This is a genomic window from Pseudomonas sp. NKUCC02_KPG, assembly GCF_019345465.1.
Taxonomy (GTDB): domain Bacteria; phylum Pseudomonadota; class Gammaproteobacteria; order Pseudomonadales; family Pseudomonadaceae; genus Aquipseudomonas.
Genome location: NZ_JAHKRC010000020.1, coordinates 24572 through 40542 on the forward strand (window position 1 = coordinate 24572; position 15971 = coordinate 40542).

The following is a 15971-nucleotide window of genomic DNA, read 5'->3' on the forward strand; positions in this document are numbered from 1 at the left end:
CGTGGCAAGTGAGTGATTGATGGCCAGCGCGTTACCCGATCTGAAACTATTACGAATATTTGCCAGCGTGGTCAGGCACCAGGGGTTTGCCAATGCGCAACAGGCGCTAAACCTCTCGACCTCGGCCATCAGCACCTATATGAGCCAGCTCGAAGCCAGTCTGGGCCTTGTGCTGTGCCATCGCGGGCGCGGCGGGTTCAGCCTTACCAGCAAGGGCGAGCTGTTTCACCAGGAAACTCTGCGCCTGTTGGGTGAGCTGGAAGGTTTTGAACAGTACGCCGCAGCACTCAAGGGTGAGTTGCGCGGCACTTTGAACCTGGGGGTTATCGACTCCACGGTCAGCGACAAGGCCTTGCCCTTTGCCGAGGCCATTGGCGCCTATAGCCAGGAGCACCCGGCGGTGCATCTGCATTTGTCGGTGATGAGCCCCTACGAATTGCAGCTTGGCGTGCAAGATAACCGCCTTGATCTGGCCATCGGTGCGTTTTCGACGCGCATGAGCGGGCTGGTCTACCAGCCCCTTTATCGTGAGCAGCACTGGTTGTACTGCAGCACACGGCACCCCCTGTTCAGCGAGCGGCGCATTCCCGAGCCGGTGATTACTCAGCAGAGGATGGTGGGGCGCGGCTATTGGAGTCAGGCCGAACTGGCGCGTCACGGCTTCAAGCACAGCGCGGCGACGGTCGACAGCATGGAAGCACAGCTGATCCTGGTGCTTTCGGGGGCTTACATTGGTTATTTGCCCGAGCACTACGCAGAGCCCTGGGTGGAGAAGGGCGACTTGCGGGTGCTGCTCCCCGCGACCTTTGGCTATCAGGCGCCGTTTTCGATGATCGTGCGCCGTGGTCGCAGCCGAGAGCCGCTGATTCAAACCTTCCGCGACCTGCTCAAAGCACAGCTTAATCAACCTTGAACGAGAGCTTTATTCCCATGTCACGCGCCCAATGCCCTCGCTGCTTGCGCCCGCAGTCGCACTGTTTGTGCGACTTGATTCCACACCTCGACAGTCGCACCCGTGTGTTGCTGTTACAGCATCCGAGCGAGGTCAATCATGCGCTGAACACTGCACGGCTGGCGGCGCTGGGTTTGATCAATGCCGAGTTGCTGGTGGGCGAAGTGTTTGAGGATCTGGACAGGTTGCTCAACCCGCCGGGGTATCAGGCGCGGTTGTTGTTCCCGGGGGATGATGCACAGTTGCTCCAGGCGAGCACTGCGCCAGGCGAAAGCCTGCCATTACTGCTGGTAGTGCCGGACGGAACGTGGCGCAAGGCCCGCAAGTTGTTGCACCTCAACCCTCTGCTGGCACAGTTGCCACGGGTCACGCTGCCCGAAGGTGCGGTGTCGCGCTACCGACTGCGCAAAGCGCCGGGGCCGGGCGCCTTGTCGACCCTGGAAGCCATCGTGCAGGCGCTGGAGATCCTGGAGCCGCCCATGTCGTTTGTGTCGTTGCTGCGCCCGTTCGAGGCGTTGATCGAAGGGCAGATCGAAGCAATGGGCGCTGAAACCTATCTGAAAAATCACGGGGACAAGTCGTAACGTGTGGGAGCGGGCTTGCTCGCGATGCAGGCGGCGGGGTATGTCAGGGAGGCAGGGTTGATGCGATCGCGAGCAAGCCCGCTCCCACAAAGGTTTCAGGGTTTTTCGAGGGTTTTTTGACGCAGGATGTAAATGCTCACCAGCACCGCGCTGGTCAGCATGAACCCCCGTGCCCAGGGTAAAGGCACCAGATAACACGACACGCCGATACTCAACCACATCAGGCCGATGGCGTAGACCTTGCCTTTGAGCGGGATGCCGTTGCCATCAAGGTAGTCGCGGATCCACGGCCCGAGTCGAGGGTGTTCGACCAGCCAGTGATAAAAGCGCGGCGAGCTGCGGGCAAAGCACGCGGCAGCCAGTAGCAGAAAGGGCGTTGTGGGCAGGACAGGGAGGAAGATGCCGATCACTCCCAATGCCACGCTCAGCCAGCCGATGGCAAACAGAACGTGGCGCAGCAACCGCGAACGGTTGCCGAAATCGGGAGGTGTCACTGAATCAGTGGTGACGTGGCTTGAGGATCGCAGGCTTTTCGTCCGGCGCCTGGCACAGCAGGTACAGGGCAGTCAGCGCTTCCGGGATCTGGACGATCATGTCGTCCATCAGGTTGGCATCCTTGGCGATGTCTTCGAACTCAGGCTGATCATCGAACAGGCCCGAACCCACCATGATGGGCAGCAGCATTTCGCTGACTTCTTCTTCAGCGGTTTCGAACCAGGCGGCTTCGCGCATGAATACGCCTTCCATGAAGCCTACACACCAGCCGCGCAGGTCGGAATCATCCGGCTCGTCGCCCAGGTCCAGGTCGCATGGCAGTTCGAACTCTTCATCGGACGCCAGTTGGCGGGCGATGTGAGCCTTGAGCTGGATCAGCGTGCCTTCGATTTCGGCGCGCTGGGCGTCGTCTTTGTAATGCGGGGCTTCGGAGAAGATTGCGTCGATCCACTCACGCTCAGGAACTTCTTCGGAGCAAATGGACAGGGCAGTCAGATAGCCGTGGGTGGCCACGTAGTCCAGCGCCTCGTCATGCAGCTCGTCGGCGTCGAGGAAGGCTTGCAGGCGGGTTAGTTGCTCAGCGAAGGACATTAAGTGCTACCTAGTAAATAAACGATAGTGAATTCTAGGCTTTCTTGAGCTTCCAAGCCAGTCGCAGGGCACATTTGCCATCAGTTCCCGGTTATCGGTGTTGCAATTACACAACCCGCAGCGGGGGAGTGCTCGGGTATACTGCCGCGTTTTGTGATGCCCTGCGTCAAATGTAGCGCACCGGTGGCCAGTGCCCGAACCTTTTCAAGGTTTGCGGCCGTGCCGGATCGCGCTGGCGCAGGGGTGTTTCGGCGATTTCTGGAGTTTCTATGCTCGAACAGGCTCAACGCGTACTCAAAGACATCTTCGGCTACGACAGTTTCCGTGGCCGTCAGGGTGACATCATTGAGCGCGTGGCCAGTGGCGGTGACGCCTTGGTGCTGATGCCTACCGGCGGCGGCAAATCCCTGTGCTTCCAGGTACCGGCATTGTTGCGCGATGGCCTGGCCGTGGTGGTTTCGCCGTTGATCGCCCTGATGGACGATCAGGTGGCAACCCTTGAAGAACTCGGGGTGGCGGCTGCGGCCCTGAACTCGACCCTCAGCGCCGAACAGCAGCGTGATCTGGCCAACCGCATCAAGCGCGGTGAGGTCAAAATGCTCTACCTGGCGCCCGAGCGTCTGGTACAGCCGCGCATGATGGCGTTTTTGCAGAGCCTGGACATCGCCCTGTTTGCCATTGACGAAGCCCACTGCGTATCGCAGTGGGGCCACGATTTCCGTCCGGAATACCTGCAACTGGGCCAGCTGGCCGAAGTGTTCCCCAATGTGCCGCGTATCGCCCTGACCGCCACGGCAGACAAACGCACCCGCGAAGAAATCGTTACCCGTCTGCATTTGCAGAACGCCGAACGCTTTCTGTCGAGTTTTGACCGCCCCAACATTTTTTATCGCATCGTGCCTAAAGAGCAGCCGCGCAAGCAGTTGCTGGCGTTCCTCTCGGAGCGACGCAGCGACGCGGGCATCGTGTATTGCCTGTCGCGCAAAAAGGTCGATGAAGTGGCGAAGTTTCTGTGCGAGCAGGGCTTCCCGGCCTTGCCGTATCACGCCGGTTTGCCGAGTGATACCCGGGCCGCCAACCAGAAGCGCTTCCTCAACGAGGAGGGGCTGATCATGGTGGCGACCATCGCGTTTGGCATGGGGATCGATAAATCCAACGTACGTTTTGTCGCGCACCTCGATTTGCCCAAGTCCCTTGAAGCTTATTACCAGGAAACCGGTCGGGCAGGGCGTGATGGCCTGCCGGCTGATGCTTGGATGGCCTACGGTCTGCAAGACGTGGTGATGCTCAAGCAAATGCTGCAAAACTCCGAGGGCGATGAGCGACACAAGCGTCTGGAGCACCACAAGCTCGATGCCATGCTGTCGTTGTGCGAAGAAACCCGCTGCCGTCGTCAGACCCTGCTCGCGTATTTTGATGAAGACATGCCGCAGCCTTGCGGGCATTGCGATAACTGCGTGGATGGCGTTCAAACCTGGGATGCCACCGAGCCTGCACGTCAGGCACTTTCGACGATTTATCGTACGGGCCAGCGTTATGGCACCGGGCACTTGATCGACGTGTTGCTGGGTCGAGAAAACGAAAAAACCCGCAGCATGGGTCATCAACACCTGTCCGTATTCGGTGTTGGCAAAGACCGCAGCGAAGGCGAATGGCGCACGCTGTTCCGCCAGCTGGTAGCCCGTGGCCTGGCCGACATTGATATTGAAGGCTATGGCGGCTTGCGGTTGAGCGACACCTGTCGCCCGTTGCTGCGTGGCGAAGTGACCCTGGAACTGCGTCGCGAGCTCAAGCCGCAAACTTCGGTCAAGAGCAGTTCTGCCAGTCCGGCCAGTCAATTGGTGCGCGGCGAAGAGCGCGAGCAGTGGGAAGCCCTGCGTGCGTTGCGGCGCAAGTTGGCCGAAGAACACGGCGTGCCGCCTTACGTCATCTTCCCCGACTCAACCCTGCTCGAAATGTTGCGCAGCCAGCCGACTTCCTTGTCCGAGATGGCAACGGTCAGCGGTGTGGGCGCGCGCAAGCTGGAGCGTTACGGCGAGGCGTTCCTCGAAGTGCTGGGCGGGCAGGCCGAAACGCCAAAAGTGGTGGCCGATATCCGTCACGAGCTGATCAGCCTGGCCCGGGCCGGCATGACTCCGTTGCAGATCAGCGGGCAATTGCAGTGTTCTGAAAAGAATGTTTACACAATGTTGGCCGAGGCCATTGGTCGTCAGGAGCTTTCGCTGGAACAGGCGCTGGACTTGCCTGAAGACCTGATGGAAGAAGTGCAGGATGCGTTCCTGGATGGTGAAGGTGAATTGCCGAGCGTGGCCAGCATCGCCGAGCAGTTCAAGGGCCGTGTACCGGAAGGTGTGCTGTATTGCGTACGTGCAGCGCTGCAATCTGAGTTTGAAATGTGACCATGTTGCTGATTTTGTAACGATTGATTGACTTGCACCTCTTGCCTATGAGCAAGCGGCATGCTTAGCTGACTAATAATTAGCTTCACTCTATTTTCAGTCTAATCATCGAGTTTTTTATGCCGTTAACCGATCAGCACCGTTTTGGTATGCAACTGGCCCAAATGTCTCGTGGCTGGCGTGCCGAGCTGGATCGTCGTCTTGCCGGTCTGGGGTTGTCCCAGGCGCGTTGGCTGGTGCTCTTGCATCTGGCCCGCTTTGACGAAGCGCCGACTCAGCGCGAACTGGCCCAAAGTGTTGGCGTTGAAGGTCCGACCCTTGCTCGTTTGCTCGACAGCCTTGAAGCCCAGGGCCTGGTTCAGCGTCACTCGGTGGTTGAAGACCGTCGCGCCAAGAAAATCGTCCTGAGTGATTCTGCCCGTCCGTTGATCGAGCAGATCGAAGCCATCGCCACGGCGTTGCGCCAGGAGCTGTTTGTGGGTATCGATGAAGAAGAGCAGCGCATTTGCCTGCGCGTCCACAAGCGCATTCTGGATAACCTCGAGAAGAACTGATGTAGACCTGTGGGAGCGGGCTTGCTCGCGATGCAGGCGGCGTGGTGCATCCGGGTGGCCGCGTCGATGCAATCGCGGGCAAGCCCGGCTTCCACAAGTTCTGTGCTGTTTACAGCTCTCTGTGGGCGGGCTTGTCAGAACGTCTGCCCCAGGTTCAGATACAACGCTTTTTGGTCATCATCGTTAAAGCCATAGCTGAAGTTCAGCGGGCCCAGCGGTGTGTCGAAGCCGATAAAAATACTCGCCGCATTGATATAGCCGCTGTCGAACTCGTTGTCGTTGTTCCAGGCGCGCCCGCGCTCCAGCGAGGCACCGGCATACAGCGGGAAATCAAACGGCAGATACGAGCGCGGTGTGAGGCGACGATAGTACACGGCCCGCATCAGGCTGATGTTCTGCCCCGAGATCCCGTCCTCCCTGAACCCGGACAATTGCCGTGCTCCGCCCAGCAGGAAGCTGGAGGTCACCACATTGGCCTTGTCCAGCGTGCGCCCGTAGCGCCCGCCCAGAATCCAGGTGTCGGGCCCTGAACTCAGGGCCTTGTCCAGATTGAACTCCCACTGACGATAACGCTCATCCGAGCCAAGCCCCGGTTCGAATTGGCGCACGCTCAGGCTGATGTCTTCACCCGAATGGGGGAAGTACACGTTATCCAGAGAGTCGAAGGAGTATTTCAGGTCGTAGAAGCCTTCGTTGAAGCTGGTACTTGGCAAGTCACGTTCCCCAATTCGCACGTCGGCCTTGCCCCATGCCTCGCCCACTCCCAGACGGATCTCGCCGCTGTTGCCGATTTGACGACCAAAATTGAGGCCAAAACCGTAACGCTCAAGTCGGTATTCGGCAATGGGGTCGTTGTCGAGGATGGCTTCCACGTTTTGTGACTGGGCGTTGATGTAGGGCGCAACGAAGTAGCGCGATCCCGCATCCAGCGGCTGGTAAAACTCGCTGTACAGCTCTTGCTTGTCGCCAATCTGCACCCGCGTCAGCCACTCTGCGCCCAGGGTATTGATGCCGTTGATGCGGTAACTGGCGCCGATATTGAATGCGCTGTCGCCGCGCATATCGTCAGACAGGTTCAGTCCCAGGCGCAGATAGTCGGTACCGCTGCGTTTGCCGCGGGCGCTGATCACCAGGGTGCGATCCTTGCCCTTGTGCACCACGCGGTATTGCACCTGATCGAAGTAGTCCAGCCCGTACAGCGTGCCCATGTCCCGTTGCAGGCGGCCCAGGTCCAGCGGTTCGCCAATGGGTTGGCGAATGTAATAGCGGATCACCGAGTCGCCGATTTTAGAGTCGTTTTCGATCCTGATCGCGGTAATGACCGGGGTGCGCTCTTCGGGGGAGCGGGCCTCGGCCAACTGAGTGCTGGAGTCATGGCGCAAGCTGGCCAGGCGTTTTTCGAGAATCTGTGTGGCGCGGTAGCCGGCGTTGATGATGTCTTGAGAGCGACCAAAATCAGTGGCGCCATAACTGGCCAGTGCGGGCTGGATCAGGATGTCATCGGGCTTGAGTGACGCAAGCTGTATCTCGGAGTTGCTGCGGGTCATCAGGGTGATGGACTGATTGAGGATGTCGAACACGGTATTGAGTTGTTTGCGCCCGCGAAGGGGGGTGCCGATATCCACCACGATGACCATGTCCACGCCCATCTCGCGGGCCACATCCACGGGAATATTGTCGACCATGCCACCGTCAACCAGCAGTTGGCCGTTGATCTCAACCGGGGCGAACACCGCCGGGATCGACATGCTGGCGCGGATCACCTGGGGTAGATGGCCTTTGCGAAACACCACCTTTTCACCATTGACGATATCAGTGGCGACGGCGCGGAACGGGATCGGCAGCTTGTCGAAATCACGGATGTCGCTGCTGTGGGCCAGCAGGCTTTCGAGCAGTAACGCCAGGTTCTGGCCCTGAATCACGCCCAATGGCAGACCCAGACTGCCATCATCACGGAAACTGAGTTGCTGTTTGACCAGAAAGTCACGGTCGTCCTGCTTGCGCCGGAACGGTACGTCTTCGCGGGCCGGGGCATCTGACAGGGCTTCTTGCCAGTCGATACCCAGCGCGAGCTTTTCCAGCTCATCGATCTTGTAGCCCGAGGCATACAGGCCGCCGATCACCGCTCCCATGCTGGTCCCCGCGATGGCATCGATCTGGATGCCTTGCTCTTCAAGGGCCTTGAGTACGCCGACGTGGGCCAGACCGCGGGCCGCCCCTCCGGACAGCACCAGGCCGATTTTGGGCTTGCCCGCTTCGGCGGCAAACAGCACCAGGGGACATAAACACAGGAGTAAACAGCTCAGCAGGCGGCGCATCATGAATCTCTGGGCAAGCGACAAAGGCGGCTATTATAGCGGCGCCTTTCCTACAAGAGCCTTTGAAATCATGCCGTCGAACAAACCCGAAGTTGTCATCACCTACTGCACCCAATGCCAGTGGCTGCTGCGTGCTGCCTGGCTGGCTCAAGAGTTGCTCAGTACTTTTGCCGAAGACCTTGGCCGGGTCGCGCTGGAGCCTGGTACTGGCGGGGTGTTTCGCATCACCTGCGACGGCGTGCAAATCTGGGAGCGCAAGGCCGATGGCGGCTTTCCCGAGGCCAAGGTGCTCAAGCAGCGGGTTCGCGACCAGATCGACCCGCAGCGCGACCTTGGGCACAACGACCGGGTTCAGTGAGCCGCGGCATCCAGCGCGGGCTTGCCTGGAGCGGGGCCGCCGGCCATGCGGCTCGACACCACGATCGCGACAATAATCAGCAGCCCGCCCAGTAGCATGCGCAGCGAAGGTGTTTCGTGGAACAACAGCCAGGCCAGGGTGATTCCGTAGACCGGCTCCAGGGCAAAGACCACGGCCGCAGTGCGCGCCTTGATCACGGCGAGGCTGGCGACGAACAGGCTGTGAGCCACGCCCGTGCACAGCACGCCCAGCAGGCAGATCCACAGCCAGTCCAGCGGTCGGACATCGCTTAGCTGCGGGGCGGCAAATGGAAGCAGGCACAAGGCGACCACCGCGTTTTGCCACATTGCCGCCTGCACGGCGGGTACCCGGCCCGAGTTGGCCCGGTTGTTCAGTGACAGCAGGGAGAACAGCAGGCCCGAGGCGATCGACCACAGCAGCCCTTCGGTCGCCTGGCTGGCCAGATCAAAACTCGGGGTGACGAGGATCAGTCCGACGCTGACCAGTACCACCAGAATGATTTCGTTGAGCCGAATGCGTTCGCGAAAAATCAGCCCTTCGAGAATCACCGTGAATGCCGGAAAACTGGCAAAGCCCAGGGTTGCAATCGCCACCCCGGCGATCTTGACCGAGATAAAAAAACTCACCCAGTGCCCGGCCAGCAGTAAGCCGCTCAACAGCAGGTTGCGGGCATCGCGCAGGGTCAGCGTGTACCAGCTGCGTTTGGCCAGACCGGCGAAGCAGACAAGGGCCAGAACCGCAAAGGCGGCGCGGCCAAAGACGATGATTGCAGCCGAAGCGGCCGCCAGCTTGCCGAATACGCCCGTCAGGCCAAACAGCAAGGCACCGATGTGCAGGGCACCCAAAGCGGTACGCGGAGTCATTGCAATCCTTAAATCAATACGGGCAAGGCGTGCAGTCTAAGGGGCGGGGCGGGGAGCTGTCTGTCGTGAGACTGGCGTCAGTTGTCGCCAGACTCGCGGCGCAGTACCGAAGGCGAGGCTCCGAATTCCCGGAGCATGGCGGCTGCAAAAGCGCTTTGTGAACTGTAACCGACGCGGCTGGCGACTTCGCCAATGGGCAGGGTGCTGTGGCGTAACAGCGTCAAGCCGCTGTACAGACGGCGTTGGCGAATGTAGTCCATGGGCGTTTGCCCGCTCTCGCTGACAAAGCGACTGTGCAAGCGGGCGCAGGAAAGACCGGCAATCTGCGCCAGATCTGCAACCTGAAGTGGGTAGGCGGCATTTTGTGCGATGTAGGCATCCATGGCGGCGTAGGGCAGGCGTCGGGCTTGTGTCTGTTCAGGCGCGAGCGGGTTCAAGCTGGCGAGCAGCAGAATCGCACCTTGGCGGGCAATCAGAGGGTCACTCACAGGACTGCTGGCCAGCCAGCTCACCAATTGGTGTTGCCTGGGGTCCAGGACCAGGTGACCGGTCGTGTCGAGAAGGCGACGGCTGGCATCGGCGTGCTCGCCCAGGGTTTGCCCGAGCCAGTTTTGCCCCGGAACGTCGAGCACCAGGCAGTGGCTGCCTTGCGGGCTGCCGCAGGTGTGGTGAGCGCCTGCGGGAATAATGATCAGATGCTGCTGACGTAACAGGCTGGCGCGTCCGTCCACTTCGAAATCGAGTTTGCCGGACAGACTGATCACCACCTGCGCGTGCTCATGGCTGTGAGCAATCACCTCTTGGCGGTAATGACGCAGTGACAGGATTTGGTCCATGGCGACCTCATGTGTGGATCAGTGCCGCCAGAATGCCGGGATGCACAGTACGAACACGGTAATGATCTCCAGGCGACCTAGCAACATGCCCAGGGACAGAATCCACTTGGCTGCATCCGGCAGGCTGGCGAAGTTGCCGGAGGGGCCAATGGTTTCGCCCAGCCCCGGTCCAACGCCGGACACTGTGCTGGCAGCGCCGGTGAGGGCGGTCATCCAGTCCAGCCCCAGCAGCGAAAGGGCCAGGGCGATCACACAAATGGTGATGGCAAAGAAGAACGAAAAGGTCAAAATCGAGCGTACGATTTCTTCGTCGAGGCGGTGGCCGTTGTACTTCTGCTTGATCACTGCACGAGGGTGGATCAGCTGATTAAGGTTGGCCTTGAGCAGGATGTAGGCGACTTGAAAACGGAAAATCTTGATTCCGCCAGCAGTCGAGCCCGAACATCCGCCAATAAAGCCCAGATAGAAGAACAGCATAAGCGAGAAATTGCCCCACAGGCTGTAGTCGCCCAGAGCGAAACCAGTGGTTGTAACAACCGAAGTCACGTTGAGCGCCACATGGCGGAAGGCGTCCCAGTAAGGCATGTTGGTGGTCCACCACAGCCAGGCGCTGAGTACGATCCAGGTCACCAGCAGCAGGCCCAGTAAGCCTTGCACCTGCTGGTCCTTGATCAGGGCCTTGCGATGGCCGCGCAAGGTGGCGACATACAGGGTAAACGGCAAACTGCCCATGATCATCACGGCGATGGCCACCCAGTGCACTGCCGGTTGTGACCACTTGGCCAGCGACTGGTCGGAGGTCGAGAACCCGCCGGTGGAAATGGCCGACATGGCGTGGTTGATCGCGTCAAACACACTCATGCCTGCCCACCAGAACGCCAGGCTGCCGATGATGGTGATGCCGACATAAGCGGCCACAATCAGTCGCGCCACCATATGCGAGCGGGGCATGACCTTTTCGGATCGGTCAGAAGATTCGGTCTGGAACAGGCGCATGCCACCGATTCGCAGCAGGGGCAAAATCGCTACCGCCATGCCGATAAAGCCAATGCCACCCAGCCAGTGGAGCATTGAGCGCCACATCAAAATGCCGGGGGACATGGTGTCCAGCCCGCTCAGGACCGTGGAGCCGGTGGCGGTAATGCCGGACATGCTTTCGAAAAATGAGTCGGTGTAGCTGATGTGCTGCGTCAGCAAAAATGGCAGTGCGGCGAAGATGCACACGATGACCCAGCTGGACACCGTCAGCAGGTACATGTCCCGTGGACGCAGGTGGACCTGCTCGGGGCGCCCGGGTATCACCAGCGCCAAACCTGCAATAAAGGTAATCAGGCTGGCCCACAGGAAAGATGGCAAGTCGCCCTGGTGGTCGTAAATCACCAGGGTCAACATGGGCACAGCCATGCTGATCGCGAGCGTAATCAGGAAGATGCCGATAATAAAACCGATGATGCGTAAGGTCGGCAACGCCATGAAGTCAGCTCGGGGATGAAAGAGGGGCGCCATTCTACCTGTGGTCTGGGCTATGTAAACTGCCAGGCCCTCGGGAGATACCGTTAGAATAGCCGCACATTTTCTTCAGGAGGTGGCCAATGGAGGCTCTCGACGCTTTGCTCAACCGTGTTTCTGCCCCGCGCTTGCTTGATCCGGCGCCGACGGCCGAGCAACGTGAAGTACTGTTTGCGGCCGCCTTGCGTGCGCCGGACCACGGCCAGTTGCGTCCTTACCGTTTTTTGACGGTTGAAGGCGAAGCGCGCAACCAGCTGGGTGAAATACTTGCCGAGGCCGTGCAGGCCCAGGGCGGCGAGGTGACACAAGCGGCATTGGACAAGGCTCGCGCCATGCCTTTGCGCGCACCGTTGGTCGTTGTGGTGATTGCCCGTTTGCAGGATCACTTCAAAGTACCGAAATCCGAGCAACTGATTACGGCAGGCTGTGCAGCCCATGCCATTGAACTGGCAGCTTTTGCCCAGGGTATTGGTGCGGTATGGCGTACCGGTGAATTGTCCTATGCGCCACATGTGGCCAAGGGACTGGGGCTGGGCGAGGGCGAGGAAGTGGTCGCGTTCTTGTATCTGGGGACCGCGCAGAACGAACTGCGTACCGCGCCGAAAGTGGATAGCGCCGAATTCGTGAAGGCGTGGCCGGTCAAGTAATCCCGGATCTCGAAACCTGTGGGAGCGGGCTTGCTCGCGAGGGCATCACCGCGGTCATCCAGACAAACCGCGTCGCCTGCATCGCGAGCAAGCCCGCTCCCGCAACAGCAGCGCAAACGCCGCATCAGATTTACAGATTGCCGTTGGGCTCCAGCGGCAACTCCAGCGTGGCAATAAACCCGCCATCCGGATGATTGCCCAGCACCAGGCGCCCGCCATGACGTTCCGCAGCACGGCGTGCAATGGCCAGTCCCAGCCCGTGCCCGGCGGCCGTCTGGCCAGGCGCGCGGAAGAACGGTTCGCCCAGTTGTGCCAAGTGCTCCTCGGCGACACCGGGCCCGTGGTCGCGTACCTTGATAGTGATGTGCTCGCCCTCGCGCGCCGCACTCAACTCGATCGGCTGACCGGGCGGGTTGAAACGTTGCGCATTGCGCAGCAGGTTATCCACCGCCCGCTCGATCATGGTTGGCCAGCCATTGAGGCTCAAATCCGGCTCGGCAAGCAATTGCACCGCTTGCTCGGGGGCCGCCATTGACGCATCCTTTTGCACCGCGCCGAGCAGGGCATTGAGCTCCACGTGCTCTGCGCTGGCCTGGTCGGCATCAACCCGGGCCAGGGTGAGAATCTCACTGATCAACGATTCAAGCCGATCGCATTCGCGGGTCAGCCGTGGCCACAGTTTTTCCCGCTCCTCAGGTCCGGCGCGCTCGGCCAGTGCCAGGGCGATTTTAAGGCGGGCCAGTGGCGAGCGCAGCTCGTGGGACACGTCGCGCAGCAACTGGCGCTGACTGCCGATCAAACTTTGCAGGCGGGCGCCCATGCGGTTGAAGTCGGTGGCCAGTACGCCAAACTCATCGCGGCGCGAGGCCAGTCGCGCCAGGCTGTTCTGCTGGTAGGTGGTTTGCCCCAGATCATGCACTGCAACTCGCAGGCGGCTCAGCGGCCGGGTGATAGAGAGGGTGACCATCAGGCTGAACAGGGTCAGTACCACCAGGGCAATCCCCAGGGCACTCAGCGGCCAGATCAGGCTCTGGCGATGCCAGGCATCCAGTTCCGGGTGTGGAATGCGATAAATCAGCAGGTAGGTTTCGGCGGTTTTTGGGCTGGTGTATTCGACCGTCAGGCGGCGCCAGGGCAACTGCTCTTCGCCCGGATGCTGGCGAGCTTCCCAGGCCGCTGCCCGGCGAGGGAACGTGCCGCGAACCACGGGGTCGCCACTTTCGTTAAGTACCTGCACGTCGATGTGATAGCGACGTTTACGCTTTTCGAGGAAGTCTTGGGCGGCGTCGGCGCCCTGGGTTTCGTAGCGCTCAGTCCATTGTTGCGCCAGGTTGGCGATCCCTGGGTGGCGGGAAAGAATCCACGCGTCCTGATTGAGCATGTGCCCCATCAGGATCGAAAGCCCTGCGACCAAGGCAATCGCCAGCCAAAAGCTGGCAAGAATGCGCCAAAACAGTGATCGCACGGTAATTCCTCGCGGGTAATGGGTTAAAACGAGTAAAGCCCAACGGCCAAAGGCCGTTGGGCTTCATGTGCGCGTGGATTATTGCGCTTTAGGAGCTTGCTGTGCTTTCCATTCCTTGAACTGCTTCCACTCAGCCTGGCGCTCGGTGCGTTTCTGTTGCATCTCGTCGAAGCGTTTTTGCTGATCAGGCTTGAGCAAGGCACGGATATCGCTCTGGGTCTTGTCGTGCTTGGCCTTGATCTCGTCTTTCAGTGCTTTTTGATCAGCGGCTGGAAGTTTTTCCAGGTACTTCTCGACCAACTGCTTGCGGTCATGCATTTGCTCGCCCATCAACTTGCCAATCTGCTGGCGTTGTTCGCGGCTCAGGTCCAGTTGGCTGTAAGGGGCTTCGCCGCGACCGTGGTGCTCGCCACCGTGACGTGGGCCCATTGAGCCGTCGCCACCAGGCATGGCCATTGCGACGGTTGGCAGTGCTGCAGCAAACATCAAAGCAATTAGAGTTTTACGCATGGTGTGTCTCCTTCGATTACGTTCCGGTGAATCCGGATGCGCCCAGTTTAGGGAGATCAAGGTCAAGCGCTGTCAGCCCTGCGTAAAGCTTTGGTAAAGACGGTTTTGCGGGGTATTTACATACGCTCCCGGCAAAAAGGGGTTATGCGCTGTAAAAGTAACCACGGCTGCGCAGCGCCACAATACGGGGGCTGCCGTCGGGGTGGGGGCCAATCTTCTTGCGCAGGTTGCTGATGTGCATGTCCAGGCTGCGGTCGTACAGGGTCAGTTTGCGGCCCAGGGCAATCTGCGCCAGTTCCTGCTTGTCCAGCGGCTCGCCCGGTTGACGCAGCAGGGCTTCAAGAATCCGGCTTTCAGACACGGTCAGCGTGATGTCGCGCTGGTCGATCGTGACCACGCCGCGCATGGGGCTGAAGCACAAATCCCCCAGCTCCATCTGGCTGGATACCGCTGCCGGGTGGCTGCGGCGCAATACAGCGCGCAGGCGGGCAGTCAGTTCCCGGGGGTCGCAGGGTTTGGCCAGGTAGTCATCGGCGCCCAGTTCGAGCCCCAGAATGCGGTCCAGGGGTTCGCCACGGGCTGACAGCATCAGCACCGGCAAGTCCGGATGATCGCTGCGCAGTTGTTTGAGCAGCTCAAGGCCACTGCCATCTGGAAGCATGACATCCAGCACCACGGCATCGGGGCTGGACTCGTTCAACGCCTTGCGGGCGCTTGAACCGTCATGGCAAGCGCGAACCTGGAAGCCTTCCTGGCTCAGCCAACTGACGAGAAGCTCACACAGCTCCTCGTCATCATCTATCAGTAACAGGTCGCTCATGACTTACTCGATTTAACCAGTGCCGACGTTGTCTACGTCGGCTACCGGCAAAGATACCCCAGGGAGGCGGGTTACGGCAGGACTTGCTTGAACGGCTTGACGATGACACTGGCATACACGCCAGCAGCAACGAAGGGATCAGCCTCGGCCCAGGCCTGGGCTATGGTCAGGGATTCGAACTCGGCCACGATCAGGCTGCCGCTGAAGCCGGCAGCGCCCGGATCATTGCTGTCGATGGCCGGATGAGGGCCGGCCAGCACCATGCGACCTTGCGCGTTAAGCTGTTGCAAGCGCTCAAGGTGCGCAGGGCGGGCAGCCAGGCGAGCTTCAAGCGAGTTGGCGACGTCTGTTGCAATGATGGCGTAGAGCATGTCAGTCCTTGGTCTTGGGGGTGGTTGGATCGGTGTCATGCAGATGGCGCGACAGGTAGATGCCTTGGCCGATCAGGAACAGCACGGTCATGCCCAGGCTGCCGAACACTTTAAAGTCGACCCAGAAGCTTTGATAGGTGAACGCAACGTAGAGGTTGGCCGCGCCGCAAAACAGGAAGAATGCTATCCAGGCCAGGTTCAGGCGTGTCCATACCGCGTCGGGCAGGGTCAGTACATGACCCATCATGCGTTTGATCAGCAGTTTGTCGCCGATAAAATGGCTACCGGCAAACACCAGTGCAAACAGCCAGTTCACCACCGGCGCTTTCCACTTGAGGAAGGTTTCGCTGTGGAAGGCGAGGGTCAGGCTGCCGAACACCAGGCAGGCTATCAGGGTCAGCCATTGGCTTTTTTCAAGTTTGCGCTGTTTAAAAAACAGAATGCCGTACACCACCAGCGAACTGGCAATCAGCATCGCCGTAGCGCTGTAGATACCCCCGACCGACAGGCTGTGCCCGCCGATTTCGATGATGCGTGGGTCGGTTTTGTAAACGATGAAAAACAGTAGCAGCGGGATGAAGTCGATGAATTGTTTCACAGTGGCAGCCAGAAGCAGGATGTGGCGGCATAATAACAAACATCAATGACAGCGAAAGTGTCAGCTAGAGGTTATTAAAT

The 15971-nt window shown here is 59.8% G+C and carries 17 protein-coding genes; 6 read left to right on the forward strand and 11 right to left on the reverse strand.

Going from position 1 to position 15971, the window contains the following annotated elements:
* Positions 1 to 19 precede the first annotated feature (19 nt).
* Both KO536_RS22060 and KO536_RS22065 read left to right on the forward strand, forming a co-directional pair.
* Positions 20 to 913 carry a LysR family transcriptional regulator gene (locus tag KO536_RS22060; RefSeq protein ID WP_219262951.1) on the forward strand — a complete coding sequence of 298 codons (894 nt, stop codon included), beginning with the start codon at positions 20 to 22 and terminating at the stop codon, positions 911 to 913.
* A 17-nt stretch (positions 914 to 930) separates the two neighbouring features.
* The gene (locus KO536_RS22065; RefSeq protein ID WP_219262952.1) at positions 931 to 1536 is read left to right on the forward strand and encodes a tRNA-uridine aminocarboxypropyltransferase; all 606 of its coding nucleotides are present in this window, start codon (positions 931 to 933) and stop codon (positions 1534 to 1536) included.
* A 95-nt stretch (positions 1537 to 1631) separates the two neighbouring features.
* On the opposite strand, the gene KO536_RS22070 is transcribed toward KO536_RS22065, so the two are convergent.
* Both KO536_RS22070 and KO536_RS22075 read right to left on the reverse strand, forming a co-directional pair.
* Positions 1632 to 2030 (reverse strand): YbaN family protein, encoded by a 399-nt coding sequence (locus KO536_RS22070; RefSeq protein WP_219262953.1) that lies wholly within the window; start codon positions 2028 to 2030, stop codon positions 1632 to 1634.
* A 4-nt stretch (positions 2031 to 2034) separates the two neighbouring features.
* Entirely contained in the window at positions 2035 to 2622 is a 588-nt protein-coding gene (locus KO536_RS22075) for a YecA family protein (RefSeq protein ID WP_095002653.1), read from the reverse strand.
* Between the two features lie 269 nt (positions 2623 to 2891).
* On the opposite strand from KO536_RS22075, the gene recQ reads away from it, so the two are divergent.
* Both recQ and KO536_RS22085 read left to right on the forward strand, forming a co-directional pair.
* Positions 2892 to 5021 carry a DNA helicase RecQ gene (gene recQ / locus KO536_RS22080; RefSeq protein ID WP_133079002.1) on the forward strand — a complete coding sequence of 710 codons (2130 nt, stop codon included), beginning with the start codon at positions 2892 to 2894 and terminating at the stop codon, positions 5019 to 5021.
* 119 nt (positions 5022 to 5140) lie between these two features.
* Entirely contained in the window at positions 5141 to 5575 is a 435-nt protein-coding gene (locus KO536_RS22085) for a MarR family transcriptional regulator (protein ID WP_133079003.1), read from the forward strand.
* 134 nt (positions 5576 to 5709) lie between these two features.
* On the opposite strand, the gene KO536_RS22090 is transcribed toward KO536_RS22085, so the two are convergent.
* On the reverse strand, positions 5710 to 7893 hold the full coding sequence (locus KO536_RS22090) for a patatin-like phospholipase family protein (protein ID WP_133079004.1): 2184 nt from the start codon (positions 7891 to 7893) through the stop codon (positions 5710 to 5712).
* A 70-nt stretch (positions 7894 to 7963) separates the two neighbouring features.
* On the opposite strand from KO536_RS22090, the gene KO536_RS22095 reads away from it, so the two are divergent.
* The gene (locus KO536_RS22095; RefSeq protein WP_219262996.1) at positions 7964 to 8251 is read left to right on the forward strand and encodes a SelT/SelW/SelH family protein; all 288 of its coding nucleotides are present in this window, start codon (positions 7964 to 7966) and stop codon (positions 8249 to 8251) included.
* Here KO536_RS22095 and KO536_RS22100 read toward each other — a convergent pair.
* From KO536_RS22100 to KO536_RS22110, 3 genes are all read right to left on the reverse strand, one after another.
* The gene (locus KO536_RS22100) at positions 8245 to 9135 is read right to left on the reverse strand and encodes a DMT family transporter (protein WP_133079005.1); all 891 of its coding nucleotides are present in this window, start codon (positions 9133 to 9135) and stop codon (positions 8245 to 8247) included. The two genes, KO536_RS22095 and KO536_RS22100, sit on opposite strands and share 7 nt — an antisense overlap.
* A gap of 77 nt (positions 9136 to 9212) precedes the next feature.
* The gene (locus KO536_RS22105) at positions 9213 to 9971 is read right to left on the reverse strand and encodes an AraC family transcriptional regulator (RefSeq protein ID WP_133079006.1); all 759 of its coding nucleotides are present in this window, start codon (positions 9969 to 9971) and stop codon (positions 9213 to 9215) included.
* Between the two features lie 18 nt (positions 9972 to 9989).
* A complete protein-coding gene (locus KO536_RS22110) occupies positions 9990 to 11444 on the reverse strand; it encodes a TrkH family potassium uptake protein (RefSeq protein ID WP_219262954.1) in 1455 nt (484 codons plus the stop codon).
* A 119-nt stretch (positions 11445 to 11563) separates the two neighbouring features.
* Between KO536_RS22110 and KO536_RS22115 the strand changes: the two genes are divergently transcribed.
* Entirely contained in the window at positions 11564 to 12127 is a 564-nt protein-coding gene (locus KO536_RS22115; RefSeq protein WP_219262955.1) for an NAD(P)H nitroreductase, read from the forward strand.
* Between the two features lie 130 nt (positions 12128 to 12257).
* Here the strand turns inward: KO536_RS22115 and KO536_RS22120 are convergent, their stop codons facing one another.
* From KO536_RS22120 to KO536_RS22140, 5 genes are all read right to left on the reverse strand, one after another.
* Positions 12258 to 13592: an ATP-binding protein gene (locus KO536_RS22120; RefSeq protein ID WP_133079009.1), complete on the reverse strand. Its 1335-nt coding sequence runs from the start codon at positions 13590 to 13592 to the stop codon at positions 12258 to 12260.
* A gap of 78 nt (positions 13593 to 13670) precedes the next feature.
* Positions 13671 to 14102: a Spy/CpxP family protein refolding chaperone gene (locus KO536_RS22125; protein WP_133079010.1), complete on the reverse strand. Its 432-nt coding sequence runs from the start codon at positions 14100 to 14102 to the stop codon at positions 13671 to 13673.
* Positions 14103 to 14244: 142 nt separating this feature from the next.
* A complete protein-coding gene (locus KO536_RS22130; RefSeq protein ID WP_133079011.1) occupies positions 14245 to 14922 on the reverse strand; it encodes a response regulator transcription factor in 678 nt (225 codons plus the stop codon).
* A gap of 71 nt (positions 14923 to 14993) precedes the next feature.
* Positions 14994 to 15293 (reverse strand): YciI family protein, encoded by a 300-nt coding sequence (locus KO536_RS22135; RefSeq protein WP_133079012.1) that lies wholly within the window; start codon positions 15291 to 15293, stop codon positions 14994 to 14996.
* 1 nt (position 15294) lies between these two features.
* Complete coding sequence (locus KO536_RS22140) at positions 15295 to 15891, reverse strand: septation protein A (protein WP_133079013.1); 597 nt, start codon at positions 15889 to 15891, stop codon at positions 15295 to 15297.
* Between the last annotated feature and the right edge of the window lie 80 nt (positions 15892 to 15971).

What these genes read in the sequence shown, in the direction of transcription:
- KO536_RS22060 (WP_219262951.1), top strand. Translation starts at nt 20, where the DNA reads ATGGCCAGCGCGTTACCCGATCTGAAACTATTACGAATATTTGCCAGC.
- KO536_RS22105 (WP_133079006.1), bottom strand. Translation starts at nt 9,971, where the DNA reads ATGGACCAAATCCTGTCACTGCGTCATTACCGCCAAGAGGTGATTGCT.
- KO536_RS22130 (WP_133079011.1), bottom strand. Translation starts at nt 14,922, where the DNA reads ATGAGCGACCTGTTACTGATAGATGATGACGAGGAGCTGTGTGAGCTT.
- KO536_RS22085 (WP_133079003.1), top strand. Translation starts at nt 5,141, where the DNA reads ATGCCGTTAACCGATCAGCACCGTTTTGGTATGCAACTGGCCCAAATG.
- KO536_RS22115 (WP_219262955.1), top strand. Translation starts at nt 11,564, where the DNA reads ATGGAGGCTCTCGACGCTTTGCTCAACCGTGTTTCTGCCCCGCGCTTG.
- recQ (WP_133079002.1), top strand. Translation starts at nt 2,892, where the DNA reads ATGCTCGAACAGGCTCAACGCGTACTCAAAGACATCTTCGGCTACGAC.
- KO536_RS22065 (WP_219262952.1), top strand. Translation starts at nt 931, where the DNA reads ATGTCACGCGCCCAATGCCCTCGCTGCTTGCGCCCGCAGTCGCACTGT.
- KO536_RS22090 (WP_133079004.1), bottom strand. Translation starts at nt 7,893, where the DNA reads ATGCGCCGCCTGCTGAGCTGTTTACTCCTGTGTTTATGTCCCCTGGTG.
- KO536_RS22100 (WP_133079005.1), bottom strand. Translation starts at nt 9,135, where the DNA reads ATGACTCCGCGTACCGCTTTGGGTGCCCTGCACATCGGTGCCTTGCTG.
- KO536_RS22110 (WP_219262954.1), bottom strand. Translation starts at nt 11,444, where the DNA reads ATGGCGTTGCCGACCTTACGCATCATCGGTTTTATTATCGGCATCTTC.
- KO536_RS22125 (WP_133079010.1), bottom strand. Translation starts at nt 14,102, where the DNA reads ATGCGTAAAACTCTAATTGCTTTGATGTTTGCTGCAGCACTGCCAACC.
- KO536_RS22135 (WP_133079012.1), bottom strand. Translation starts at nt 15,293, where the DNA reads ATGCTCTACGCCATCATTGCAACAGACGTCGCCAACTCGCTTGAAGCT.
- KO536_RS22075 (WP_095002653.1), bottom strand. Translation starts at nt 2,622, where the DNA reads ATGTCCTTCGCTGAGCAACTAACCCGCCTGCAAGCCTTCCTCGACGCC.
- KO536_RS22095 (WP_219262996.1), top strand. Translation starts at nt 7,964, where the DNA reads ATGCCGTCGAACAAACCCGAAGTTGTCATCACCTACTGCACCCAATGC.